Source organism: Actinokineospora sp. UV203, assembly GCF_056323665.1.
Map to the genome: position 1 here is coordinate 2,116,590 of NZ_CM150484.1, position 25,205 is coordinate 2,141,794.

Annotated in this window: 17 protein-coding genes; 3 read left to right on the forward strand and 14 right to left on the reverse strand. The window is 71.5% G+C overall.

Features of this window, described 5'->3' with window-relative positions:
* Positions 1-197: 197 nt before the first annotated feature.
* The 12 genes from ACUZ2Y_RS09705 to mraZ all read right to left on the reverse strand — a co-directional run bounded on the left by ACUZ2Y_RS09705 (position 198) and on the right by mraZ (position 17,075).
* A complete protein-coding gene (locus ACUZ2Y_RS09705; protein ID WP_476329026.1) occupies positions 198-923 on the reverse strand; it encodes a cell division protein FtsQ/DivIB in 726 nt (241 codons plus the stop codon).
* Positions 920-2,332 carry a UDP-N-acetylmuramate--L-alanine ligase gene (gene murC, locus ACUZ2Y_RS09710; protein WP_476329028.1) on the reverse strand — a complete coding sequence of 471 codons (1,413 nt, stop codon included), beginning with the start codon at positions 2,330-2,332 and terminating at the stop codon, positions 920-922. Before murC ends, ACUZ2Y_RS09705 begins: the two co-directional genes overlap by 4 nt.
* Positions 2,329-3,447, reverse strand: a complete 1,119-nt coding sequence (gene murG / locus ACUZ2Y_RS09715) for an undecaprenyldiphospho-muramoylpentapeptide beta-N-acetylglucosaminyltransferase (RefSeq protein ID WP_476329030.1) — start codon at positions 3,445-3,447, stop codon at positions 2,329-2,331. Before murG ends, murC begins: the two co-directional genes overlap by 4 nt.
* On the reverse strand, positions 3,444-4,850 hold the full coding sequence (gene ftsW, locus ACUZ2Y_RS09720) for a putative lipid II flippase FtsW (RefSeq protein ID WP_476329032.1): 1,407 nt from the start codon (positions 4,848-4,850) through the stop codon (positions 3,444-3,446). The genes murG and ftsW overlap by 4 nt, the downstream gene beginning before the upstream one ends.
* A complete protein-coding gene (gene murD, locus ACUZ2Y_RS09725) occupies positions 4,850-6,253 on the reverse strand; it encodes a UDP-N-acetylmuramoyl-L-alanine--D-glutamate ligase (RefSeq protein WP_476329034.1) in 1,404 nt (467 codons plus the stop codon). The genes ftsW and murD overlap by 1 nt, the downstream gene beginning before the upstream one ends.
* The gene (gene mraY / locus ACUZ2Y_RS09730) at positions 6,250-7,335 is read right to left on the reverse strand and encodes a phospho-N-acetylmuramoyl-pentapeptide-transferase (protein ID WP_476329036.1); all 1,086 of its coding nucleotides are present in this window, start codon (positions 7,333-7,335) and stop codon (positions 6,250-6,252) included. The genes murD and mraY overlap by 4 nt, the downstream gene beginning before the upstream one ends.
* The gene (locus ACUZ2Y_RS09735) at positions 7,332-8,789 is read right to left on the reverse strand and encodes a UDP-N-acetylmuramoyl-tripeptide--D-alanyl-D-alanine ligase (protein WP_476329038.1); all 1,458 of its coding nucleotides are present in this window, start codon (positions 8,787-8,789) and stop codon (positions 7,332-7,334) included. The genes mraY and ACUZ2Y_RS09735 overlap by 4 nt, the downstream gene beginning before the upstream one ends.
* Before the next feature lie 91 nt (positions 8,790-8,880).
* Entirely contained in the window at positions 8,881-10,425 is a 1,545-nt protein-coding gene (locus ACUZ2Y_RS09740; RefSeq protein WP_476329040.1) for a UDP-N-acetylmuramoyl-L-alanyl-D-glutamate--2,6-diaminopimelate ligase, read from the reverse strand.
* A 253-nt stretch (positions 10,426-10,678) separates the two neighbouring features.
* Entirely contained in the window at positions 10,679-12,526 is a 1,848-nt protein-coding gene (locus ACUZ2Y_RS09745; protein ID WP_476329042.1) for a peptidoglycan D,D-transpeptidase FtsI family protein, read from the reverse strand.
* Positions 12,527-14,186: 1,660 nt separating this feature from the next.
* Entirely contained in the window at positions 14,187-15,536 is a 1,350-nt protein-coding gene (ftsL, locus tag ACUZ2Y_RS09750) for a cell division protein FtsL (protein WP_476329044.1), read from the reverse strand.
* Entirely contained in the window at positions 15,533-16,489 is a 957-nt protein-coding gene (rsmH, locus tag ACUZ2Y_RS09755) for a 16S rRNA (cytosine(1402)-N(4))-methyltransferase RsmH (RefSeq protein WP_476329046.1), read from the reverse strand. The genes ftsL and rsmH overlap by 4 nt, the downstream gene beginning before the upstream one ends.
* 154 nt (positions 16,490-16,643) lie before the next feature.
* On the reverse strand, positions 16,644-17,075 hold the full coding sequence (mraZ, locus tag ACUZ2Y_RS09760) for a division/cell wall cluster transcriptional repressor MraZ (protein ID WP_091374372.1): 432 nt from the start codon (positions 17,073-17,075) through the stop codon (positions 16,644-16,646).
* 644 nt (positions 17,076-17,719) lie between these two features.
* Here mraZ and ACUZ2Y_RS09765 point away from each other — a divergent pair.
* Genes ACUZ2Y_RS09765 through ACUZ2Y_RS09775 form a run of 3 tightly spaced genes read left to right on the forward strand, consistent with a single transcriptional unit; the run spans position 17,720 to position 22,532 of the window.
* Entirely contained in the window at positions 17,720-18,820 is a 1,101-nt protein-coding gene (locus tag ACUZ2Y_RS09765; protein ID WP_476329048.1) for an AAA family ATPase, read from the forward strand.
* 9 nt (positions 18,821-18,829) lie between these two features.
* Positions 18,830-20,095, forward strand: a complete 1,266-nt coding sequence (locus ACUZ2Y_RS09770; RefSeq protein WP_476329050.1) for a DUF58 domain-containing protein — start codon at positions 18,830-18,832, stop codon at positions 20,093-20,095.
* Positions 20,096-20,144: 49 nt separating this feature from the next.
* Positions 20,145-22,532, forward strand: a complete 2,388-nt coding sequence (locus ACUZ2Y_RS09775; RefSeq protein WP_476329052.1) for a transglutaminase TgpA family protein — start codon at positions 20,145-20,147, stop codon at positions 22,530-22,532.
* 87 nt (positions 22,533-22,619) lie between these two features.
* Here the strand turns inward: ACUZ2Y_RS09775 and ACUZ2Y_RS09780 are convergent, their stop codons facing one another.
* Complete coding sequence (locus ACUZ2Y_RS09780) at positions 22,620-23,024, reverse strand: DUF3040 domain-containing protein (RefSeq protein ID WP_476329054.1); 405 nt, start codon at positions 23,022-23,024, stop codon at positions 22,620-22,622.
* Positions 23,025-23,158: 134 nt separating this feature from the next.
* A complete protein-coding gene (locus ACUZ2Y_RS09785) occupies positions 23,159-25,159 on the reverse strand; it encodes an acyl-CoA dehydrogenase family protein (RefSeq protein WP_476329056.1) in 2,001 nt (666 codons plus the stop codon).
* Positions 25,160-25,205 lie beyond the last annotated feature (46 nt).

The window sequence follows — 25,205 nt, forward strand, 5'->3', positions numbered from 1 at the left end:
AGTTATGTCAACCCCGGACCACGCAAGGAAGGTAGGCACTGGCCGGCCGCCGATCCAGCCGCCACGCCGTAATGCGCGGCGGATGTTCGTCACGGGACGTAAGGAATCCGGTTTATCACTCGCCCGTGGCGCTGTCGAGCTGTTCGTGGGCGGTCTCCGCGATCGTGTGCGGCACGCACCGGATTTCGCCGTCGGGGTCAGGAGATCGTCGGGAAGTCCGGGGTGCTCACGTCGTAGACCTTGCCCGGCTGGGTCAGCAGCGGCCCCAGCACCGCGGCCTTGCGTTCGGAGTGCTCGGCACTGCCCCACTTCACCACCCGGCCGTCCGCCAGGGTGATCTTCACGTTGCCGACCGTCTCCGCGGACACCGAGGCGACCTGCGGACGCAGCGGGTCCGGCACGGCGGCCAGCACCGCCACCGCGGCCTTGATCGTCGGCGCGTCCGCCGCGGCGAGCTGCGGCAGACCCGGCGGGGCCACCTCCGCGACGCCGAAGTCCACGCCGTCGACGTCGACCAGGTGCACGCCGTCGGGCGTGGTGATCACCGCGAACGGCGTCCGCTCGACCAGGGTGATCCGCACCGTCACCGGGTAGGACCGGCGCACGTCCACCGACCGCACTCGGGGCAGGGCCGCGACCCGGGCGGCGATCTCGTCGGTGTCGAGCCGCACCAGGGGGCTGCCCGCCTCCACCGCCGCGGCCTTGCGCACCTCGTCGTGGGTGAGGACGGTCGTGCCGAAGACCTCGACCCCGCGCACACCGAACACCGAGGTGAACAGGACGACGTAGACGAGGGCAACCACCGCGAGGACGGAGCCGAGGACTGTCGCGCGGCGGACGAGGTAGCGACGCCGGGTCAGCCTGCGCGGCCGCTCGGCTGCCCGAGGCGGCCTGCGCCGCTGCCTCGTCTGCGCGGAGGTCATTCCGTCGCCGCTCGCCGGTCGAGCTCGGCGATCAGCTCCGGACCGAGCGACGTCACGTCGCCCGCGCCCATGGTCATCACCAGGTCGCCTGGCCGGACCAGGTCGGCCACCAGCGTGGTCACCTTGTCGAAGGCCGGCTCGTAGTGCACCTCGGTCCCCGTGACCGCGTCGGCGATCAGCGCGCCGCTCACGCCGGGCTGCGGCTTCTCTCGGGCGCCGAACACGTCGAGCACGACGACCACGTCGGCAGGCCCGAGCGCCTGGGCGAACTCGGCGGCGAACGCCTCGGTCCGCGAGTACAGGTGCGGCTGGAAAATCACCACGACCCGGCCGCCCTCGGCCGTGGGCCGGACCGCGCGCAGCTGCGCGTCGACCTCGGTCGGGTGGTGGGCGTAGTCGTCGTAGACCCGCACGCCGCCGGAGCGGCCCTTGAACTCGAAGCGCCTGCGCACCCCGCCGAACGCGGCGATGCCCTCGCCGAGCCCTTCGAGGGGCGCGCCCAGCTCCAGGCCCGCCAGCAGGGCGGCGAGGGCGTTGAGCGCCATGTGCTCGCCCGGGACCGCGACCCCGAGCTCGAATTCCTGGCCGTCGAGCGACACCCGGGCCACACCGCCGCCGTCGACCGGTCGGTAGTCGAGCAGGGTGGCGTCGGACTCCGCTGCCGCCGCGCGGCCGTAGCGGCGCGCGCGGATGCCCTTGGCTTCCGCGCGCTCGGCCAAGGCCACCGCGCCCGGGTCGTCGGCGCAGATGATCAGCACGCCGTCGGCGGTGATCTGGTCAAGGAAGGAGTCGAACACCGCGACGTAGGCCTCGACGGTGCCATGGTGGTCGAGGTGGTCGGCCTCCACGTTGGTCACCACCGCGACGCTCGGGCGGAAGACCAGGAACGAGCCGTCGCTCTCGTCGGCCTCGGCCACGAAGATCCCGCCGCTGCCGTGGTGGGCGTTGGCGCCGGAGTCGTTGAGGTCGCCGCCGATCGCGAACGACGGGTCGAGCCTGCAGTGCTGCAGCGCGACGGTGAGCATCGAGGTGGTCGACGTCTTGCCGTGCGTGCCCGCGATGCAGGCGACCAGGTGGCCCGACATCAGCTCGGCGAGCGCCTGCGACCGGTGCACGACGACGATCCCGCGCTTGCGGGCCTCGACGAGCTCCGGGTTGTCCTCCTTGATCGCCGTCGACACGACGACCGCGGTCGGCGACTCGGGCAGCTGGTCGAGGTTCTCGGCACGCTGGCCGATCGCGATCTTCGCGCCCTGCGCGCGCAGGGTCAGGAAGGTGCGGGCTTCCTTGGCGTCCGAGCCGGACACCTCGCGCCCACGGGCGAGCAGGATTCGGGCGATGCCGCTCATGCCTGCGCCACCGATGCCGATCAGGTGCGCGCGGGTGAGGAGCTTGTCAGTCGTCGTCATTGTGACCTCTTGTCGATGGTGTCGAGCACCATGCGGGCCAGGACGTCCGCGGCCTCGCGGTGACCGCTGCCCTGCGCGGCGGTGCTCATCGCGGCGAGCCGGGCGCGGTCGGCGAGCATCGGTACGACCAGCTCGGTGACCGTCTCGGGGGTGAGTTCGCCGTCCGGGACCATGATCGCGCCGCCCGCGTTGACCACGGGTTCGGCGTTGAGGGCCTGTTCGCCGTTGCCGTGCGGCAGCGGCACGTACACCGCGGGCAGGCCGACGGCCGACACCTCGGCGACGGTCATCGCGCCGCAGCGGCACAGCGCCGCGTCGGCGGCGGCGTAGGCCAGGTCCATCCGCTCCAGGTACGGCACGGAGACGTACTTGGGCGCACCGGGCACCTCTTGCACCACGAGGGAGTTCTTGGGGCCGTGGGCGTGCAGCACGCCGATGCCCGCGTCGGCGAACGCGCGGGCGGCGCCGGACACCGCGTTGTTGATCGAGCGCGCGCCCTGGGAGCCGCCGAAGACCAGCAGCGTCGGGGCGTGCGGGTCCAGGCCGAAGAACTCGCGGGCCTGCGCGCGCAGTGCCGCGCGGTCGAGGTTGATGATCGACTCGCGCAGCGGGATGCCGACGACCTCCGCGTTCGGCAGGCCGGAGTCCGGCACCGCCACCGCGACCCGGTCGGCGAACCGGGCGCCAACCTTGTTGGCCAGCCCGACCCGGGCGTTCGAGTCGTGCACGATGATCGGGATCCGGCCGCGGGCGGCGAGGTAGGCGGGCAGGGCGACGTAGCCGCCGAACCCGACGACGACGTCGGCGCCGACCCGGTCGAGGACCTCGCGGGTCTGCTTGATCGCAGAGCGGACCTTGAGCGGCAGCTTGAGCAGGTCGACATTGGGCTTGCGCGGCATCGGCACCGGCGGGATGAACTCCAGCGGGTAGCCGCGCGCGGGGATGATCGTCTTCTCCAGGCCGCGCTCGGTGCCCAGCGCGACCACGCGGGCGTCCGGGCGCAGCCGCATCACCGCGTCGGCCAGGGCCAGCGCGGGCTCGATGTGTCCGGCCGTGCCACCTCCCGCGATCACTACGCACGGGCCTTTACGGGCGGCCTGACTACCACCGGTCAACGACGTCCTCCTTTAGCGGTTCGCGGATTCCCGCGACTTGCCTTCTGCCGCGCCCGCTCGGGCGTGCCCCGCCTGCGCTGCTCCGCGCCCCGTGGCGGCGCCGTGGGGCGCACGGGCTTGCGCTTCTTCGGCGGCTGGTACGGGTCCGGTGCGGGCAGGTGCAGCAGCTTGCCGAATCGGCCCGGCCCTTGCGAGCGTAGTGCCGAGACGGCCTCGGGTTCATGGCGCGCGCAGTTGCCGAGGATGCCGAACACCAGCATGGTCACCACGACCGAGGTGCCGCCGGAGGAGATGAGCGGCAGCGTGATGCCGGTGACCGGCAGCAACCCGACGACGTAGCCGATGTTGATGGCGGCCTGGGCGACGAGCCAGACGGTCAGCGTCGCGGCGACCATCCGGATCCACGGGTCGATGTTGCGGGTCGCGATGCGCATGCCGATCACCGCGACCATCACGAAGAGGGCCAGCACCAGACCGCAGCCCAGCAGGCCGAGTTCGTCGCCGATGAGCGCGAAGATGAAGTCGTTGTGCACGTTCGGCAGGAAGTTCCACTTCGACGAGCCCTGGCCGAGTCCGCGGCCGAAGAACCCGCCGTCGGCGAGCGCGAGCTGGGCCTGGACGGCCTGGTAGTTCTTGCCGCCGAGGTCCTCGTCGGGGCTGAGGAAGCTGACCACCCGGTCGAGCCGGTACTGGGTGCCCACCGCGAGCAGGGCGACACCCGCGAGGCCGCCCAGGGCCAGCGCGCCGAACAGCCGCAGCGGCGCCCCCGCGAACCAGAGCAGCGCGATCAGCACGACGCCGAGGGTGATCGTGCCGCCGAGGTCGGGCTGCAGCATGACCAGGGCGAACAGCAGCAGGGCCACCGGCAGCACCGGGACCAGCAGGTGGCGGTACCGGTGCAGGACGGCGCGCTTCACGACCAGCACATGGGCGCCCCACAGCGCGAGGGCGAGCTTGCAGACCTCGATCGGCTGAAACGAGATGGGGCCGACGACGAACCAGCTGCGGGTGCCGTTGACCGTCGCGCCGAGCGGGGTCAGGACGGCCACCAGGATGATGACGCCCACCATCATGCCGATCGGACTCAGCGCGCGGATCGTGGGCAGCGGCAGCCGCAGGCCCACCCAGAACAGGACCGAGCCCACGAGCACGTACAACAGCTGCTTTTTGAAGACCGTGTAGAGGCCTGAGCCGGGCGTGTTGAACGAGACGACGACCGAGGCCGAGAGCACCATGACCAGGCCCAACGCGGTGAGCAGCGCGAACACGGCGAGGACGAGGTGGAACGAGGCCAGCGGTCGGCCCAGCCACGCGGTGAGCGCGGTGCGCAGCGCGCCCAGCCTGCCCGCCACCTGGACCGCGCGCCGGGGCCGGTCGGTCTTCTCGATCTCGGTGACGGCCATCAGCTCGACCCGGTGTCGCCGTCGTCTTCCTGGACGAGCCGGTGGACGGCTTCGACGAACGCGTCGCCGCGGTGGGCGTAGTCGCGGTACATGTCGAGGGAGGCGGCCGCGGGGGCGAGCAGGACGACGTCACCCGATCGGGCCATGGCGCGTGCCGCGCGAACCGCTGCGATCATGGGTTCATCGTCTCCCGGAGCCGGTCGCTCGACACGGACATCCGGCGCGTGTCGCGCTAGCGACGCGGAGATCACCTCGGCGTCGACGCCCAGCAGGACCACTCCGCGCAGCCGTCCGGCGACCTCTTTGACCAGGTCGTCGACCGAGGCTCCCTTGAGTTGCCCCCCCGCGATCCACACCACCGAGGGGAACGAACGCAGCGAGCCCGACGCGGCGTGCGGGTTGGTCGCCTTGGAGTCGTCGACATACGCGATCCCGGCCGACTCGGCGACCGGGACGGCCCGGTGTTCACCCGGGACGAACGCGCGCAGACCGTCGCGCACCGCGTCGGTGGAGACGCCGTACGCGCGCGCGAGGGCGGCGGCGGCCAAGGCGTTGGCGACGTTGTGCGGGCCCGCCGGGCGGACGTCGGCCAGCGTGGCGAGTTCGACGGCGTTGTTCGCCGGGTCGTCGACAAAGGCTCGGTCGATAAGCAAGTCCTCGACGACACCGAGTTCCCCGATCCGCGGGGTGTCGAGGCGGAAGCCGACGTGCGTGCCGTCGTGCTCCGCGGCGAGCCGGGTCGACCAGTCGTCCTCGGTGTTGCGGACGACGAACTCCGCTCCCGCGTAGACGGCGCCCTTCGCGTGGGCGTAGTGGTCCAGCGAGCCGTGCCAGTCGAGGTGGTCCTCGGCGAGGTTGAGCACCACGCCCGCATGGACCCGCAGCGAGGACTGCCAGTGCAGCTGGAAGCTCGACAGCTCGACGGCGAGCACCTCGTGCCCGGTGATCACCGCGTCGATCACCGGCAGGCCGACGTTGCCACACGCGACCGCGTTGGCGCCGTGCGCGCGCAGGATCGATTCGAGCATCCCGACGGTCGTCGTCTTGCCATTGGTTCCCGTGACGGCGAGCCACACCGGCGGTTCGGGAAGCGTCCGCGCGATCCGCCAGGCCAGCTCGACCTCGCCGATGACCTCGGTGCCCGCATCAGCCGCCGCGACGAGCAGCGGGCTGCTGGGCCGCCAGCCGGGGCTGGTGACCACCAGGTCTGTCCCCGGCGGCGGCTCGGTGAGTCCCGGGACCAGCACCGCGCCGGTGTCGGCCAGCTCGGCCAGGCGCTCGGCGTTCGCGTCGGTGACCGTGACGGTCGCGCCCATCGCCCGCAGCGCGACCGCGACCGAGCGGCCGGTGACCCCGGCGCCCGCGACCAGCACCGACCGTCCAGTGAGGTCCCGCGAGGTCACACGCCGCCGCCGAGAGCGAGCCAGTCGGCGTAGAACAGGCCGAGGCCGAACATCGCGCACACGCCCGCCAGCAGCCAGAACCGGATGATGACCGTGGTTTCCGCCCACCCGGCGAGCTCGAAGTGGTGGTGGAACGGCGCCATTCGGAACAGCCTTCGGCGGGTCGTGCGGAAGACCGCGATCTGCAACACCACCGACACCATCTCGACCACGAACAGGCCGCCGATGACGATCAACAGCAGCTCCGTGCGGGTGGTCATCGACAGACCGGCGACCAGGCCGCCGAGGGCCAGCGAGCCGGTGTCACCCATGAAGATCTTCGCGGGGGCGGCGTTCCACCAGAGGAAGCCGATGCACGCGCCCATCGCCGCCGCGGCCACGACGGCCAGGTCGAGCGGGTCGCGCACGTCGAAGCACGCCGCTTCGCGCACGCGCGAGCAGTCGTGGCTGAACTGCCAGAACGAGATGACGACATAGGTGCCGAGCACCATCGCCGACGCGCCGCCCGCGAGCCCGTCGAGACCGTCGGTGAAGTTCACCGCGTTGGACCACGCCGAGACGGCGAGGTAGCAGAAGACGATGAAGCCGATGCCGCCGAAGGAGACGATGGCGATGTCTCGGACGAACGAGAGGTGGTCCGACGCCGGGGTGAGGTCACGCTCGTCGGGAAAGCGCAGCGCGAGGATCGCGAACACGATCGCCACCACGAGCTGGCCGACCATCTTCGCGGTCTTGTTGAGTCCGAGGTTGCGCTGCTTGCGGATCTTGATGAAGTCGTCGAGGAAGCCGACGATGCCCAGGCCGGTGCCCAGCAGCAGGACCAGCAGGCCGGACGCGGTCGGGGTGTCCCCGCCGCCGGTCATGGCGCTGACGATGTGGGAGGTGCCGTAGCCCGCCCACATCGCGAGGATGATCGCGACGCCACCCATGGTGGGCGTGCCGCGCTTGGCCTTGTGGCCCTGCGGGCCCTCTTCGCGGATCTCCTGGCCGAAACCCTGCCGGGAGAACACGCGGATCAGGTAGGGGGTGAGCAGGATCGAGACGACCATCGCGATCGCGGCCGCGATGAGGATGCTTTTCACTGAGCATCCACCGCCAGCAGCGCGTCGGCGACGCGCCACAGCGCGGCCGCCTTGGAGGCCTTCACGAGCACCACGTCACCGGGTGCCAGTTCGGCGCGCAGCAGCGCCACCGCGGCATCGACGTCCGGCACGAGCACCGACTCCTCTCCCCACGAACCTTCCAGGTGCGCCCCTTGGTGCATCGCGCGGGCTCCGTCGCCCACCACCACAAGGCGGTTGATGTCCAATCGCACGGCGAGTCTGCCGATCTCGTCGTGCGCGCTCACTGCCGAGTCGCCCAACTCGCCCATCACGCCGAGGACGGCCCACGACCGCCGCCGCTCACCCGTGCGAGCCATCGTCGCCAGGGTCTTGAGGGCGGCGCGCACCGACTCGGGGTTGGCGTTATAGGAGTCGTTGACCACCGTGACGCCGTCCGCGCGGGTGGTCACCTCCATCCGGCGCGCCGAGACCCGCCGAGCTCCGGAGAGCCGCTCGGCGATGTCGTCCGGCGTGGCGCCCAGTTCCAGCGCGACCGCGGCCGCCGCGAGGGCGTTGCCGACGTGGTGGGCGCCGTGCAGGCCGAGCTTGACCTTGGCCTCGCCGGCGGGCGTGACCAGCGTGAAGCTCGCGCGGGCGGACTCGTCGATCTCGATGCCGACCGCGCGCACCTGCGCGTGCGGCGCCTCGCCGACCAGGACGACCCGGGCGGCGGTGCGCTCGGCCATCGCGGCGACCAGCGGGTCGTCGGCGTTGAGCACGGCGACACCGTCGGCGGGCAGCTTCTCGACCAGCTCGCCCTTGGTGCGGGCGATGTCTTCGCGCGAACCGAACTCGCCGAGGTGCGCGCTGCCGACGTTGATCACGACACCGATACGCGGGGGCGCGACGTCGCAGAGCGCGGCGATGTGGCCGGGACCGCGGGCGGAGAGCTCCAGCACGAGGTGCCTGGTGTCCTCGTCGGCACGCAACGCGGTCCAGGGGTGGCCGAGTTCGTTGTTGAAGGAGCCGGGGGGCGCCACGGTCGGGCCCATCGGCTCTAGCAGCTGCGCGATCAGGTCCTTGGTGGAGGTCTTGCCCGACGAGCCGGTCACACCGACGACGGTGACGCCGTCGAGCCGGTCGACCACTGCCCGGGCGAGCGCGCCGAGCCCGGCGAGGACGGCGGCGCCGGACCCGTCGGTGTCACCGACGAGGGCGACGGACTTGGTGTGCGCGTCGGTCACCGCGGGCACGATCACCGCGGGCGCGTCGACGGGCCGCGCGGCGAGGACGCCGACCGCTCCCGCCTTGACCGCGGCGGCGGCGAAGTCGTGGCCGTCGACCCGCTCCCCCGGCATCGCGATGAACAGCCCGCCCGGCGCGACGGCCCGCGAGTCGAACTCGACCGAGCCGGTCACCACCTCGGACCCGTCGGCGTTGTGCAGCTCACCACCGATCGCGTCGGCGATTTCCCGCAACGTCAACCGGATCACGCCACCACCTCCGCGAGTCGCACGTTCAGAACAACGAGTCGGACGTTCAGGACACAGAGTTCGTTGTTCGCGCAGCCGGGATTGTTCACGATCATGTCCGCACCCCGCGCGAGCGGATGGCCGCGGCGAGTTCGTCGCGGTCGGAGAACGGGTGGACCACACCGGCGATCTCCTGCCCGGTCTCGTGCCCCTTGCCCGCGACCACCACGACGTCGCCGGAGCCCGCGCGGGCCACCGCGGTCGCGATGGCCTGCCGCCGGTCTCCGATGTCGATGACCTCGCCGCGCTGGGCCGCGGGCACCGACTCGGCCCCGGCCAGCATCTCCGCGCGGATCGCGGCCGGGTCCTCGCTGCGGGGATTGTCGTCGGTGACGACCAGCAGGTCGCTGCGACGCGCCGCCTCGGCGCCCATGACCGGGCGCTTCGCGGTGTCGCGGTCGCCGCCGCAGCCGAGCACCACAATCACCTTGCCGTCGGACCGCGCCTTGATCGCGTCCAGCGCGAGGGCCACCGCCTCCGGTTTGTGCGAGTAGTCGACGACGGCGGTGAAGTCCTGGCCGAGGTCGACCCGCTCCATCCGTCCGGGAACCTGCACTGTGGACAGTCCACTGACGATCGCGTCGATCCCGACCCCCGCCGCGCTCAGGCAGGCGGCCGCGACGAGCGCGTTCGCGATGTTGAACGTCCCGGGCATCGGCAGCGTGGCCGGGACCTTCGCGCCGTCCGGGGTGTGGATGAGGAAGGACTGCTCACCCGACAGCGACGTGTGCACGTCACTCGCGGTCCAGTCGGCCTCGCCGGTCGTGGAGACCGTGACGGTCTCGGGGGTCACCAGCCTGCGGCCCCATTCGCCGTCGACGCAGACGACCTCACGCGCCGAGCGGCCGTCGAACAGGAGGGCCTTCGTCCGGAAGTAGTCCTCCATGTCGGGATGGAAGTCCAGGTGGTCCTGGGAGAGGTTGGTGAACGCGCCGACGGCGAACTGCGTGGCGGCCGCGCGGCCCAGCGCGAGGGCGTGGCTGGAGACCTCCATCGGCACGTGCGTGACGCCGCGTTCGACCATCACCGCGAGGAGGGCCTGCAGGTCCGGGGCCTCGGGGGTGGTGAACGCGCTGGCCAGTCGCTCGCCGGCGATCCGGGTCTCGACGGTGCCGATCAGGCCGGTGGTGTGGCCCGCGGCCGCGAGCCCGGACTCGATCATGTAGCTGGTGGTGGTCTTGCCGGACGTCCCGGTGACCCCGATGATCGCCAGCTTGGCGGACGGGTTTCCGTAGATCATCGCGGCGATAGGGCCTAGCGCGGCCCGCGGGTCGTCGTGCACGAGGACCGGAAGACCGGAGTCACGCACGGCGGGCCGGGCGGCTCCGGCTTCGTCGGTGAGCACGGCGGCGGCGCCCGCGGCGATGGCGCCGGCGGCGAAGTCGGCGCCGTGCACGCGCGCGCCCGGCAGGGCCGCGAACAGGTCGCCGTGCCGCACGTGCTGGGCGCGCAGCGTCGCTCCGGTGACCATGGTTTCCGGAGAGCTGGTGATCAACCGCGCGGCTGAGGCCTCGGCCAACGAGGACAGCGCGACGGGATCGGTGTGGGAGGGGCGAGGCGGGGCCGTGACAGCCTTGCCTTCGAGCTTGGCGGGCACGCCGCGAAGGCTACCTGCGCACTCTCGGCGACCGTGTGGCCCCTCGATCACGACGTGTCCCGCTGATGAGGTAGGCCGCGGTACCGCCGTTCGGCGACACGTTCGAGTGACGCCCATCAGTGCAGCTCACTAGCCCCACCCGGCGTGTATGGTCGAACGCATGTTCGAACATCTGTCGCACCCGCTCCTGGCCACGGTCCGGAGCGTGGCGGCACGTCCGCCCGCGACTGTCCTCAGCGGACTGTTCGGGCGGTCACCTGACGAGCGGCACGATCGGCGTCGGCTCCTTCGACATGGGGATGTTGTAGCGCTGGGTCAGGAACGAGGCCACGTCGTGGAAGAACGGCGCGGCGCTGTGCCCCTCGGGCGTCGAGTAGACCGGGGTGTCGTAGACCATGGCGACGACGAAGCGCGGGTTGTCCGCGGGGAGGATCCCGGCGAACGTGACCCAGTACTTCGAGTCGCTGTATCGGCCCGCCGCCTTGTCGAACTGCTGCGCGGTACCGGTCTTACCCGAGATCTGGTAGCCGGTGACGGCCGCGACGGGCGCGGTGCCACTGTTGCCGTTAGGCGCCTTCTGCGTCACGGCACGGAACATGTCGCGAGTCGTCTTCGCCGTCTCCGGGGAGACCACGCGAATCCCTTCCGGACGCGACTCTTCCACCCGCGTGCCATCCGGCCGGACGGTCGCCCGCACGATCCGCGGCGGGACGCGAACCCCGTCGTTGGCCAGGGTCTGGTACATCCCGGCCATCTGCAGCACGGTCATCGACAGGCCCTGGCCGATCGGCAGGTTGCCGAAGGTGCTGCCGGACCACTGCTTCTGCGGCAGCAGCGCACCGGGGCTCTCGCCGGGCAGGCCGATGCCGGTCCTGGTGCCCAGGCCGAGCTTGCTCAGCAGTTCGGCGAACCTGGTCTCGTTGATCTCCTTGGCCAGCAGCAGAGTGCCCACGTTGGACGACTTGGCGAAGATGCCGGTCGTGGTCATGTTGAGCCTGCCGTGGTCCCACGCGTCCCTGATCACCCGGTCGGCGACCTTGATCGAGTCGGGCACGGAGTGCACGGCGTCCGGCGTGGTGATGCCGTATTCGATCGCGCCCATAGCGGTGACGATCTTGTTCACCGAGCCCGGCTCGAACGGCGTGGTCACCGACGGGTCGGACATGCTCTTCGGGTCCACGCCACCGGACGCGGTCGGGTCGAAGGCCTTGTCGTTGGCCAGCGCGTAGACCTCGCCGGTCTTCGCGTCCATCACCACCGCGCTGACCCGCTCGGATCCGCTGCGCTGCCCGTATTCGGCCGTCTTCTGCTGCAGGAAGAACTGCAGGTCGGCGTCGATCGTCAGCTCCATGTCGGAGCCGTCGACCGCGGCCTGCAGATCGCGGCCACGACCGGGGATGACTGCGTCGGTGCGTTCCCCGGTCTCGACCATCTGCTTGCCCGGCTTGCCTGCCAGCAGGTTGTCCCGGAAGAGCTCCAAACCGCTGAGCCCATGCAGGCTGTGGTTCGCCGGGACCGGGTCCTCCATCCGCCAGTTGGCCCGTCCCACGATGTTCGACGCGAGGCTGCCCGCCGGGTACTCCCGTTGAGCACGGTATTCGAGGTTGAGGTGGGAGAACTTCTCCTTGAGCACACGAGCCTTGGCGGGTTCGACCTTGTCGACCAGGTAGACGAACTTCTTGTCCGAGCGCAGCTTCGCCAGCACCTCGGCCTCCACCACCTGATCCCCCAACACCTCCCGTATCCGCTTGGCCAGCGCCGCGGTCTCCTCGTCGAAGTTCAGCTGCTCGTCCGGGTGCGTCTTGTTCCACTTGTCGATCTCGGCGCGCTGGGCGACAGGCCGGTAGGCCAACGCGCGGGCCTCGACGGAGAACGCCAGCTCCACGCCGTTGCGGTCGACGATCGACCCGCGGTGCGCGGGGATCGGGATGGTCATCGCCCGCTGCTGCTCGGCGCGAGCCGCGAGCGCCTCACCTTCGAAGATCTGGACCTGCACCAACTTCAGTCCGGCGGTCACCAACGACGCGATCAACAAGAACCGGATCACCACCACCCGCACACGGTGGTCGGTGCCTTGCGCGCGCTTGCGAACCTGCCGCATCCGCCCTGGCGCGGGCGACGACCGCACAGCCGGGCCGCGACCAGTCGCGGCCCACGGCCGAGCACCGCCCGACCCACCGGTGCCAGTCCCCCGCCGGAGCGCACCAGCGGTCCGCTGGGCGACACCACCCCGAGGGGCGCCGGCAGTGGGCCTGCCTTGCCCAGCCACACTTCCCCGACGTCCGACACCAGCGGCCCCCGCCTGCCCGCGACGCGCAGCGCCCTTGCCGACCGGTTCTCCCCCACGCGCACCGGAACGCGGCCAGTCGCCACCGCCGGAGCCCGCACCACGGCTCACCGAGCGCGAACCACCCGTGCCGGGAGGCTCCTCGCCATAGCGGCGACCGCGGTCACCCGTCGGACCGTCCCCGTACCGGGAACCACCCTTGCCCACCGAGCCGTCCGCGTACCGGGAGCCCCTTTTGCCCACCGGATTCCCGCCGTAGCGAGAGTCTCTTTTGCCCACCGGGCCATCCCCGTAGCGGGAGCCACCTTTGCCCACCGGGCCATCCCCGTAGCGGGAGCCACCTTTGCCCACCGGGCCATCCCCGTAGCGGGAGCCACCTTTGCCCACCGGGCCATCGCCGTACCGCGATCCCTTGCCCACAGGGTTGCCTCCGCGACCGGCCGAGCCCGGATCGTCCCACCCTCCCGCGCCACCGCGGGGGTTGCCACCAGTCGCTCCGCGGCGACCGCCGGATCCTTTCGGCACCCCATGTCCTCGTGCCGCACCGCCAGGCTGCCCGCTGCCACTCCCACCGCGAGACCCCGTCGCCCGCTGGTCGCTATCCCACGGCCCGACACCGAAGCCGCGCCCGGAATCCCCCGGATCGGCGCCATATCCCGGAGAGCGGCGACGACCGTCGTCCGGTCCGTTGTACCGGTCCGACATCAGCCGCCACCTCCCTGTGTGGCACCTACCGCTCGATCCACGACTCCCCCTCGCGAGAACACCCTCACCGAACAACCGAACCCGTCACCACTCGTCCGGCCACCGACTACCGCACCGAACCCCCCGGCGCGACCACCCCACGCGGTCCCGAAACACCTACTCAAGATCACTTCGTCGGCAGGCGGCCGACGACATCGCCCACCCGAGCGACGCTGGAGGCCACCCACGACATCCGACGGAGAGCCGACCACACCGCCGAACAGCCCTCGCACACCAAAACGCGCGGCCAAGCCCCCCGAGAACCCACCCGCCGCCGCGGGCACCACGTCGCCCAACCCACGGCCCACCAACGGTCCAGGCGAACCGGGCACTCCAGCACCAACACCACGCGCCACCAACAGTCCAGGCGAACCAGACATCACCGCATCCACACCACGCGCTGCTAGCGGGCCGCGCGAACTGGGGGCCGCAGCACCCACGCCAGACCCCACCGACGAGCGATGCGAATCGGGCGCCGCAGCACCCACGCCACGCCCCGACGACGAACGATGCAATACAGGCGCCGAGGCACCCCCGCCACGCTCCACCGACGAACGATGCGAATCGGGCGCCACCGCACACCCCACTGGCGAGCCGTGCGAAACCGGCGTCAAAGCACCGAGGCCCCGCGCCGCGTGGGGCGGCGTGGGGCTTGGGGTGGAGACGATCACGCTCCCGCCGGTGGCGGCGGAGGCGTCAGCGCGTGGCGTGCCTCGTGGGGCGGCCGTCATCAGCCGCCGCCTGGCGCGGGGGCCCCCGCGCCGCCGGGGGCGGTCTGACCTGCCGCAGGTGGCGTGGCGCCAGCGGGTGGCGCACCGTCCGCCGGGGGTTGCTGGATGCCGTCCGCGGGCGGCGCGCCCGCTGCGGGAGGCTGTGCCCCCGCGGCTGGCGGGGGCTGGGCTCCCGCGGCCGGGTCGGCGGGCGGTGCGGGTGGCGGCGCCGGGGCCTGGACCGGCTTCGCCTCGCCGACGACCGTGACCGCACCGTCCGGGCCGACCACGATGCGGGCCGGGTCGCCCGCGGGGACCATGCCGAGTTGGCGGGCGCGCTCGGCCAGCACCGAGGCGGACTCCTTCTTGGTCACCTCGCGCTGGAGTTGGGCGGCCTGTTCGGCCAGGCGGTTGGCTTCCTCTTTGGCGTACTCGAGGCGGTACGAGTCGGCGACCGCCTGCGTGGTCAGCCAGAGTGTGGCCGCGACCCCGACGGCGAGCAGGGCCATGATCAGGATGACGAAGGAGGCACGACCGGAAGCGACTTCCTCGTCGGAGACCTTGGCGCGGGCCACCGAACCGTGGCCGTCGCGGTGCGCGCGGCGGGCGTAGGCGCGTTCGGCGGCGGCGGTGCGGGGGCGCGACGGGCCGGTGACCCGTTCCGGGCGGTCGATGCTCGGTGTGCGCGCGGGCTTCGGGGGCGCGTCGACGGTGGCCGTCGCCGTGCCTGCGAGGCTGGGGTCGGCGACCCCGCCGTGCGTGCGGACCGGGACCTCGGGCTCGCCTGCGGTGACGCCGACCCGCGCGCCGCGCGCCGAGCCGGTTGCCGCGCGAGAACGGGCCGGGCGAGAACCGCTGGACAGTCCATCGACGTCGGAACCATTGGACGCACGCGAACGAACCCCACCCGAACCAACAGACACACCGTCAACGTCGGAACCGCTGGATCCCCGCGAACGAGCCCCCCGCGAACCAGCAGACACACCATCCACATCAGACCGGGTTGACACGCGCGAACGGCCCGCGCGAGAGCGGGTGGGCTCGGCGGCGCCGTCGAGGTCCGCACCGGATGCGGCGCGGGAGCGGGTGGTGCCGCGGCGGGAGCGGCGGTCGGTCGACGGGTCGACATCCGTGCCCGCGGCACGGCGGGACCCCGAGCGGCGGCGGGAGCCCGCGTCCTCGTCCGTGGTCGCGCGGGTGCTCGCCGCAGCTTCGTCGGCGGCGGCGGCGGCCGGACGGCGGCGGCGCGCGCGGCCGGAGCGTTCGTCCGTGCCAGCGGCCTCCGAAAACTCGACAGCCTCGTCGAGGGACTTGTCGGTCGGCTTCGTGGCTGCGCGCGCGGAGTTCTTGTTGCGCGTGGGTGCGGTCATGATGCCTCCCGAATTCGTTCGGCGGCGCGCAGTCGGACGGACTGGGCGCGGGAGTTGCGTTCGATCTCCTGCTCGTCGGCCTGCTCCGCACCCCTGGTCAGCATGCGGATCTGGGGGCCGTGGCCGGGCAGTTCGACCGGGAGTCCTTCAGGCGTGGTCGACTTCGCGAGGTCGGCCATGGCCCTCTTGACGATCCGGTCCTCCAGGGATTGGTAGGCCTCCACCACGATCCGGCCACCGACCCGCAGCGCCGAGAGCGCCGCCGGGATGGCGCGGCGCAGGACGTCGAGTTCGGCGTTGACCTCGATGCGCAGTGCCTGGAAGGTGCGCTTCGCGGGGTGGCCGCCGGTGCGGCGGGAGGCCGCGGGCACGGCGGAGTAGAGCAACTCGACCAGCTTGGCGCTGGTGGTGAACGGCTCCTTCTCGCGTTCGTTCACCACCGCGCGGACGATGCGGGTCGCGAACTTCTCCTCGCCGTACTCGCGCAGGATCCGGACCAGCTCGCCCGGCGGGTACGTGTTGAGCACGTCCGCCGCCGTCGGGCCGGTGGTCGGGTCCATCCGCATGTCGAGCGGCGAATCCTTGGAGTAGGCGAAGCCGCGCTCGGCCACGTCCAGCTGCATCGACGAGACGCCAAGGTCAAAGAGCACACCATCCACCCGCGACAGTCCCAGCCCACCAATGGCCTCCTGGATTCCGTCGTAGACGGTGTGCACCAGGTGGACCCGGTCGCCGTGGCGCGCGAGGCGTTCGCGGGACATGGCGAGGGCGTTGGGGTCGCGGTCGAGACCGATCAGCGTGAGCTCTGGGTGCGCAGCCAACAAGGCGTCGGCGTGGCCGCCGAGCCCTAGAGTGGCGTCGACAAGGACAGCGGGGCGGCCGGACAGAGCCGGATCGAACAGCTCCAAGATCCGGTCCAGCAGCACCGGCACGTGCCGCGGCTGCTCCGTCATGTGGCCACACCCCCTTTCCACTTTCCAGCCCAAAAGGCCGGGTGCCGCCAGGTCCCCGCCCGCTCGTCGAACCTGGCACCGGGGAAGGTGCGCCAGGGCCGAAAGCGAGCGGACCGAGGCCTCACGGCACCCGCGTCCTCTGCTCCCCCCACACTCAGAACACGCCGGGCAGCACCTCCTCCCGAGCCTGGGAGTAGCTGTCCTCGTGCTCGTCCAGGTAGGTCTGCCACGCTTGCGCGTCCCAGATCTCCAGCCTGGTGATCGCCCCGATGACCACGCACTCCTTGGTCAGCCCGGCATAGCGCCGGAGTTCCGGTGCGACCGCGATCCGGCCTTGGCTGTCCGGACGCTGCTCGTCGGTCCCCGCGAACAGGTACCGCTGGTAGGCCCGGACCGCCTCGTTCGTCAGGGGCGCGGCAGCGACCTTGCGCGCCATCTCCTCGAACTCCGCGCGCGGGAACACGTAGAGGCAGTGATCCTGACCCTTCGTGACCATGAGTCCACCCGCGAGAGCTTCTCGGAACTTGGCCGGCAGTGTCAGCCGCCCCTTGTCGTCGAGCTTGGGGGTGTGCGTGCCGAGGAACATCCGGACACTCACCTCCCCACCGAACCGGTCGGATCGGTCGTGAGGCTCCCGTCTGCCCCACTTGGCGCCACAGTACCCCACTTTTCACCACAGTCAACGCGAAATGGCCCGGTTCGACCCAGCCGTGAATGACGTTTTCCCAGCTAGAAGGCGCGACCGCGACGTGGGGGGCGGTGGGGGAGCTGACCGCCGCGGGTGCCGTCCCGCCCTTCAAGATCGCGCGAAATCCGCACGCAACCCCGGGTTATCCCGCGCGTCCTTCGGTATGTGGGGCTCTGTGGGGAGCGTTGTGGGGGATGGGGCGGCGGCCGGTTGGGTGATCGTGGGGAGGGCGCGCGGCTGTGGCCGGGCGCCCCATCGCTCAGCGTGAGCACGTCACGCGCCAGTAGCGGAGTGGCGGCCGCGCCCGCGCGGCGGGAGCGCCCGATCATGGTCGCGGCCCGCCTGGCACTATCCACACCGGGCCACCGCGTCCGATCGGCTTCCCTGGAAAGCTGGGGTACTTCGCCCTGGTTTGACACACTCCATGGAAGGCTGTCGCGGCCACGGGACGTGGCTGGCGACGTCAGGCGCCGAGCGCGTCCATGCCCGGATCGGGCGATGGATTCCCGGACAGCCGCTTTTGAGACGCATCAGGAGGTCGCGTGACGTCAAGTTCCCCCGCCGCTCTGCCTGGGCATCCCCCGTACGGCGGCGGCCAAGGGCAAGAGCCGCAGTTGGGGCCGATCTCCGGGTACGCGGGCCAGCAGGACGGGCTCCGGCCCGGCAGGCTCGACGAACTGCATGTCTGCGCGCAGCGGATCGCCGCGAACGTGGAGCGGGTGCTGGTCGGCAAGCCCGAGGTGGTGCGGATCGCCCTGGTCACGCTGCTCGCCGAGGGTCACCTGCTGGTCGAGGACGTGCCCGGCGTCGGCAAGACGTCGCTGGCCAAGGCGCTCGCGCGGTCCATCGACTGCTCGGTGAGCCGGATCCAGTTCACCCCCGACCTGCTGCCCAGCGACGTCACCGGCGTGTCGATCTTCAACCGGCAGACCAACGAGTTCGAGTTCCGGCCCGGCCCGGTGTTCGCGAACATCGTGGTGGGCGACGAGATCAACCGTGCCTCGCCGAAGACCCAGTCCGCGCTGCTGGAGTGCATGGAGGAGCAGCAGGTCACCGTCGACGGCAAGACCTTCGAGCTGCAGTCGCCGTTCATGGTGATCGCCACCCAGAACCCGATCGAGATGGAGGGCACCTACGCCCTCCCTGAGGCGCAGCGCGACCGCTTCACCGCACGCGTGTCGATCGGCTACCCGGACCCACAGGCCGAGTTGGCGATGGTCGACGAGCACGCGGGCCATGACGTGTTCAAGACCCTCAAGCCGGTGTCGGACGCCGATCAGGTCCGCGGGCTGATCGAGACCGTCCGCGGTGTCCAGATCGCCCATGAGGTGCGTCGCTACGCCGTCGAGCTCGTCTCGGCGACGCGCAGGCTCTCGGAGATCCGGGTCGGCGCCTCCCCCCGCTCGACGCTGCACCTGGTGCGGGCCGCGCGGGCGCAGGCGGCGCTGTCGGGCCGCGACTACGTCGTGCCCGACGACATCCACCTGGTGGCGATCCCGGTTCTGGCACACCGGCTCAACCTCACCCCTGAGGCGCAGGCCGCGCGCCGGTCCCCCGCCGAGCTCATCCGCGGTCTGATCCAGCGCGTGCCGGTCCCGCAGGCGGAGCCGAGCGCGCAATGGGCCGCTCGCGGCCGTCAGTAGGAGTGGTCCATGCGCGGTGCGCTGTCGGGGCTGACCACGCGGGGCCGGTGTCTGCTGGCCGCGGGGATCGCCGCCGCGCTGTGTTCGGTGGTGCTCAACGAGCGTGACCTGCTCCGGGTCGCGGTGTTCGTGGTGGCGCTGCCGCTGATCGTCTGCCTGATCACGGCGGTGGCCAGGGTCGGTCTGCACGCGGAGCGCCAGATCGCCCCCGCGCGCGTACCCGTGGGCGGGCGCGCGGAGGTCGCCCTGACGGTCCGCAGCACCGGCAGGCTGCCCACGGGCGGGCTGCTCATCTCCGACGGTGTCCCCTACGCGCTGGGCGGCAAGCCCCGGTTCGTCATCGAGCACCTGCCCCGCCACACCGGCACCCAGCTGCGGTACGCGGTGCAGCCGATGCTGCGCGGCATCCAGCAGCTGGGGCCGCTCAAGGCGACGATCACCGACCCGTTCGGCCTCGCGGAGTTCGAACGCGAGCTCGCGCGGACGTCGCGGCTCGTCGTGGTGCCCCGGGTGGTGCCGCTCAGCGGTGTGCCCGGCGGCTCGGGCCTGGGCTCGGGCGACGACGGCTCGATCCGGCTCAACGCGGGCCTCGGCGAGGACGACGCGATCGTGCGCCCCTACCGGCAGGGCGACGACCTGCGCAAAGTCCACTGGCGTTCGACGGCCAAGCGCGACGAGATGATGGTCCGGGTCGAGGAGAGCCCGTGGCGCGGCGGCACGACCGTGCTGCTCGACCACCGGGTGTCCGGCCACCGCGGCGCCGGCGCGAGCTCCAGCCTGGAATGGGCGGTGTCGTTCGCCGCGAGCATCTGCGTGCACCTGCACCGCTACGGCCAGCAGATCCGCCTGGTGACCGAGACCGGCAGCGTCCTGGTGAGCGACGCGGGCGACGGCAGCCACAGCGACAACGCCGTGCTGGACGCGCTCGCCGCGCTGCAGCCGATCCACCAGCGGGAGATCAACTGCCCGGCGGACCCTGGCCACGGCCAGGAGCTGATCGCGATCATCGGCGCCGCCACCCCGGAGTCGGTGGGCCAGCTGATCAGGTACCGGACCCGTGGCACACGCAGCCTCGCGGTCCTGCTCGACACCGCGGCTTGGGGATCGGCCGAGGGGCCGGAAGCCGATCCGCACGGCACCGCCACATTGCTGACGGCGGCCGGGTGGGGCGTGACTGTCGCTCGCCCGGACACCCCGATGGCCGGGGTGTGGGGCAGCGTCTGCCGCAACAGCACCAAACGCGGCGACAGCATGATCGCGGGGTTCGGCCAGTGATCACAGCGGACGGCAGAGCCATGGACGACAGCACCCGGGGAGTCGGGCGATGAGCGAGCAGACGACTCCGCAGGCGCAGTGGTCGGTGACGGTCACCCCAGTGATCGCCGCGATCACGACGCTGTGCGCCTCCAGCGCCCTCGCGGGCGTGATCGACGGGATGCGCTGGCTTGGCTACGCCGGTATCGCGGTGATCGTGGTGACGGCGACCGGCCTGGCGCTGCGGGCGATCCGGACACCGACCCTCGTGGTCGGTCTCGCGCAGATGGTCGCGCTGCTGTTCCTGGTCGTGGCCCTGTTCACCAACAGCGGAATCCTCGGGGTGATACCCGGCCCGAAGGCGTTCGCCGAGTTGGGCGAGGTGCTCCGCAAGTCGGTCGACGCGGTGCAGACCGGGGTTCCCCCGGTGCCCGCCTCGACGCCCATGCTCTGTCTGGTGGTGATCGCGATCGGGTTGGTCGCGGTTCTCGTCGACACCCTCGCGGTCTCGGCGGGCGCGCCCGCCGCGTGTGGGCTCGTGCTGCTCTGCGTCTTCGCCGTGCCCGCGTCCCTGGCCGACGACCTGCTGCCCTGGTGGTCCTTCGTGCTCGGCGCGACGTCGTTCGCGCTGCTGTTGGCCGTCGACGGCGCGCACCGCCACCAGCAGTGGCGAAACCGGCCCGCGCTGCCGGACACGGCGGCGGCGTTCGGCTCCCCGACGACGATGGTGTCCTCCGCCCTGGTGCTGGGCCTGCTGGCCGGCGTGGTGGTCACGGGCGTCGGCACGGTCGGCGGCCTGCCCGGCGGGAACGGCGGCGGCGGCGGTGGCGGCGGCCTGGCCCTCAAGCCGTTCACGGCGCTGCGGGGCATGCTCGACCAGGGGACGAACGTCGAGCTGTTCCGCGTGCGGGGGCTGGGCAACGAAGGCCGCTACCTGCGGGCGATGACGCTGCCCCGCTACGACCGCAACGGCGGCTGGACCGCCGCCGACGCCCTGCCCGACGACATCCCGGCCGACAGCGACCTGCCGCCCGCCCCCGGTGACGACGGCGGCGGCACGATCACCCGGATCTCCATCGAGCCGATCAACTCCCAAGACCTGTGGGCCCCGGTCTACGGAATCCCGCGCAAGCTCCGTGACATCCCGAAGGGCATGTTCTACGACCAGAGCGGCGGCATGGTCTATTCGCGCAACTCGCGCAAGCTGTCCACTTATGTCGAAGAGGCCGACATGAGTCAGCCCACCGCGGCCGACTTGCGGCTGGCCGGGTACGACTTCGGCGAGATCGACCCGGTCTACCAGGCCGCCGACGGCATCGACCCCGAGGTCGTGGCGCTCGCGAAGCAGATCACCGACGGCAAGACGACGATGTTCGACAAGACCCTGGCCCTGCAGAAGCACTTCGACCGGTCCAACGGGTTCGAGTACAAGACGAAGACCGGGACGTCCAGCGACGAGGACGCGCTCAAGGAGTTCCTGTTCCGGTCCAAGATCGGATACTGCGAGCAGTACGCCTCGGCGATGGCGATCCTGGCGCGCGCGGCGGGCATCCCGTCGCGGGTCGCGATCGGCTACACGGCGGGCTTCCAGTCCGGCGACTACCGGTCGATCACGACGCAGGACGCGCACGCGTGGGTCGAGGTGTTCTTCCCCGCCCAGGGTTGGGTCACGTTCGACCCGACGCCGCTGTCGGACGGCCGCACCTATGAGGCGCCGTACACGACCAGCGACCCGAGCACCGAGACGTCGACGCCCGCCTCGGAGTCGGCCGCGCCGTCGGAGTCCGCCGGGCCGAGCACGTCGGCACAGCTGAACCCAGAGGATCGGCCGGACACCGCGGGCGAGGCACCGATCGCCGGGCAGAACACCGGGTCGATCCCCTGGCAGCTCTACGCGGCGCTGATCTGCGCGCTGCTACTTGTCGCGGCGATGGCAGTCGCGCACTTCCGGCGCGACCTGCTGCGGTTCGTCGTGCCGGTCGTGGCGGCGCTGGGGACGCTGACGGTGTTCTTCCTCGCGTCCATCCTGTCGTGGTGGCTGGCCGTGCTGGTCCTCGTGCTCGTGGCCGCGACCGTGCCCGCGCTGGTCCGGGAGTGGTGGCGGCATGATCGGCGGCACGCGGTGCTCGCCGGTAGCCCGTCCTCGGCGAGCGCGGCGTGGACCGAGCTGATGGCCGAGTCCTGGGACCGGGGCGCGTCGCTGTCGGACTCCGACACCGTCCGCACGGCCGCGCGCAGGCTGTCGCGTGAGCACAACCTCGACGAGGGCGGCAAGCAGGCCCTTCGGACCGTGGTGAGTTCCGTGGAGCGGTCCTGGTACGGGGGCCGGACCGAAGATCCGGCGCTGGCGCAGGCGTTCGACGAGGTCGTCAGCGGCCTGCGTCGCACCGCTCCCCTGCCCTGGAAGGCCCGCCTGCTCCCGCGCTCGGTCGTCCAACCCCGCCGCACCAAGAGCTAGTAACACGCGCAAAAGCAAAGGTGGCCGAGGGACCGAAGTCCCAGGACCACCCGAAGCTTTGTGCTGCCTCACCGGGAAGCGGTACCGCTACTCACCGTCGAAGCGTTTTTTGAAGCGGTCTTCCATGCGCTGGGAGAACGAGCCGCGTCGGTGCGCGGACTCGCCGCCTGGCGGACGTTGGCCTTCGCCCTCTTCCGACGCGGCGTCGCCACCGTGCCGCAGGGCGGTCAGCGTGAGCAGAGCGCCGACGAACATCACCAAGAAGCCGAGCAGGCTCACCACCGGGATGTCCGCCGGTTTGAACGGCACCATCACACCGACCACGAGCAGAGCCACACCCAGGACGAACAGGGCGATGCCCTGCAGCCTGCGCCGTCGGGACGGCTTGCGTAGGCGGGCACCTCGGACAGTGGAGGCGAACTTGGGATCCTCGGCGTAGAGAGCGCGCTCGATCTGGTCGAGCAGTCGCTGCTCGTGCTCGGAGAGTGGCATATTTTCCTCCTCCGGCACAGCGGTCGCGGGCGCCGGGCGATCACGGTTGCCGCCGGACCCGGCGGGCACCCCGCAGTGGGGGTGTCAGTGTCCACGATACGGGCCTTTCCTGGCCAGGACTACCCGATCCTCGATCACGGTGTCACAGCTTCTTCGGAGTCCTCCATACGGGGTAGTTCCCGGGCCTCGTGCGACCGCTGGGCGTCCTGGCGGTCGCGTTCGGCGCCGAGCGCGATGGGGGCGCCGACCATGGCGTCCGGGATGGCGAACGCCTCCACGAGCGTGCCCGCGTGGGGTCGCAGATGGGCGCAGAGTTCGTTGACGGCGCTGGTCACGGCCTTGGCGCGGGCTGTGGTGAGGCGACCGTGGCCGAGGAACCAGTCGAGGTCGGCCTCGACGTTGCTGAGCACGTGGAGATCGCAGAGCCGTTCGAGCAACTCCGTGACGGCCATATCGGTGCTGCGGTCGATCGCGGCGACGAAAGCCTCGAGAACCACCCGGTCGATGTGGACCCGGGCCGCGCGCAGGACGTGGTCTTGCGCACGATTGAAGATGGCGAAGGAGTCCGCCCCCTCTTCCCCTGCCCGGCGCAGGCGGCGGGCGAGGGTGTCGAGGACGTGCTTCTCGCGGTCCTCGAACAGCTTCAGGTGCCAGCCGCGCTCCAGCAGGTCGGTCTCCTCGTCCTGGGTGGTGACCGCGTTGATCAGCCGGTCGATGAGCCCGCGGGCGGCGGTGCGCTCGAGCACGGTCCCGATCACCTGGTCGGTGATGAACCGGGCCATCCCCGCGCTGCCGAGTGTGTGCAGGTGCTGCTGGTAGCCGGTGAGCAGGCCCTTCGCGACCAGTTGGAGCAGGACGGTGTTGTCGCCTTCGAAGGTCGTGAACACGTCGGTGTCGGCCTTGATGCCGGGTAGCCGGTTCTCCGCGAGGTAGCCCGCGCCGCCGCAGGCCTCCCGGCAGGTCTGGACGGTCTTGGTGGCGTGCCAGGTGGCGATCGCCTTGATGCCTGCCGCCCGCGACTCGAGTTCGCGCTGCGCCCGGTCGTCGGCGTCGGTCCGGCGGTCGTGCAGGGTGGTGACGAGTTCCTCCTGGGCGAAGTGCAGGCCGTAGGTGGTCGCCAGAGCGGGCAGCAGCTTGCGCTGGTGGGCGAGGTAGTCCAGGAGGACGACCTCGTCCCCGGTCCCCGGGTTGTCGAACTGGCGGCGGACCTGCGCGTAGCGCACGGCGATCTTCAGCGCGGTCTTCGTCGCGCTGCCCGCGGCGCCCGCGACGCTGATCCGGCCGCGGATGAGGGTGCCGAGCATCGTGAAGAACCGCTTGGAGTCGCCGTCGATCGGGCTGCTGTAGGTGCCGTCGGGGGCCACGTCGCCGTAGCGGTTGAGGAGGGCGTCGCGCGGGACCCGGACGCTGTCGAACCAGAGCCTGCCGTTGTCGACGCCGTTGAGTCCGGCCTTGCGCCCGCAGTCCTCGATCCGCACGCCGCGGGCGGGCTCGCCGGTCTCGGTGCGGATCGGCACCAGCAGCGCGTGCACCCCTCGGGACTCGCCGCCGGTGACCAACTGGGCGAAGACGACGGCCATTCTGCCGTCGCGGGCGGCGTTTCCGATGTACTCCTTGCGGGCGCCCTCGTGCGGTGTGTGGACGACGAACTCGCCGGTGGCCGGGTCGTAGGTGGCGGTGGTGCGCAGGTGCTGGACGTCGGAGCCGTGCCCGGTCTCGGTCATCGCGAAGCAGCCGGGCAAGTCGAGGTCCATGATCGCGCGCAGGTAGCGCTCGTGGTGGGTCTCGGTGCCCAGCGCTTCCACGGCGCCGCCGAACAGGCCCCACTGCACGCCTGCCTTGACCATGACCGACAGGTCGCCGAAGCCGAGCATCTCGAACGCGGTGAGCGCGGCTCCGGTGTCGGCCTCGCCGCCGTACTCCTTGGGGAACCCGGCGCGCGGGTACCCGGAGGCGACGAGCGCGCGCAGGGAGTCGAGGACTTGGGCGCGGTGCTCCTCGGTCGGGAGGTCGACCGGCGGCGCGGGCAGCTCGGACATCCGGACGCGGGCGTCGCGGCGGACGTGCGCCCACCGCCCGTCGAGCAGGTCGGTCAGCGCGGACGGGGTGACGGGCGCGGTGGCCGGGATGTCCATGTGTGCTCCTTTCGGCCCGTCGAACGCTAGTGGCGGCTCGCGACTG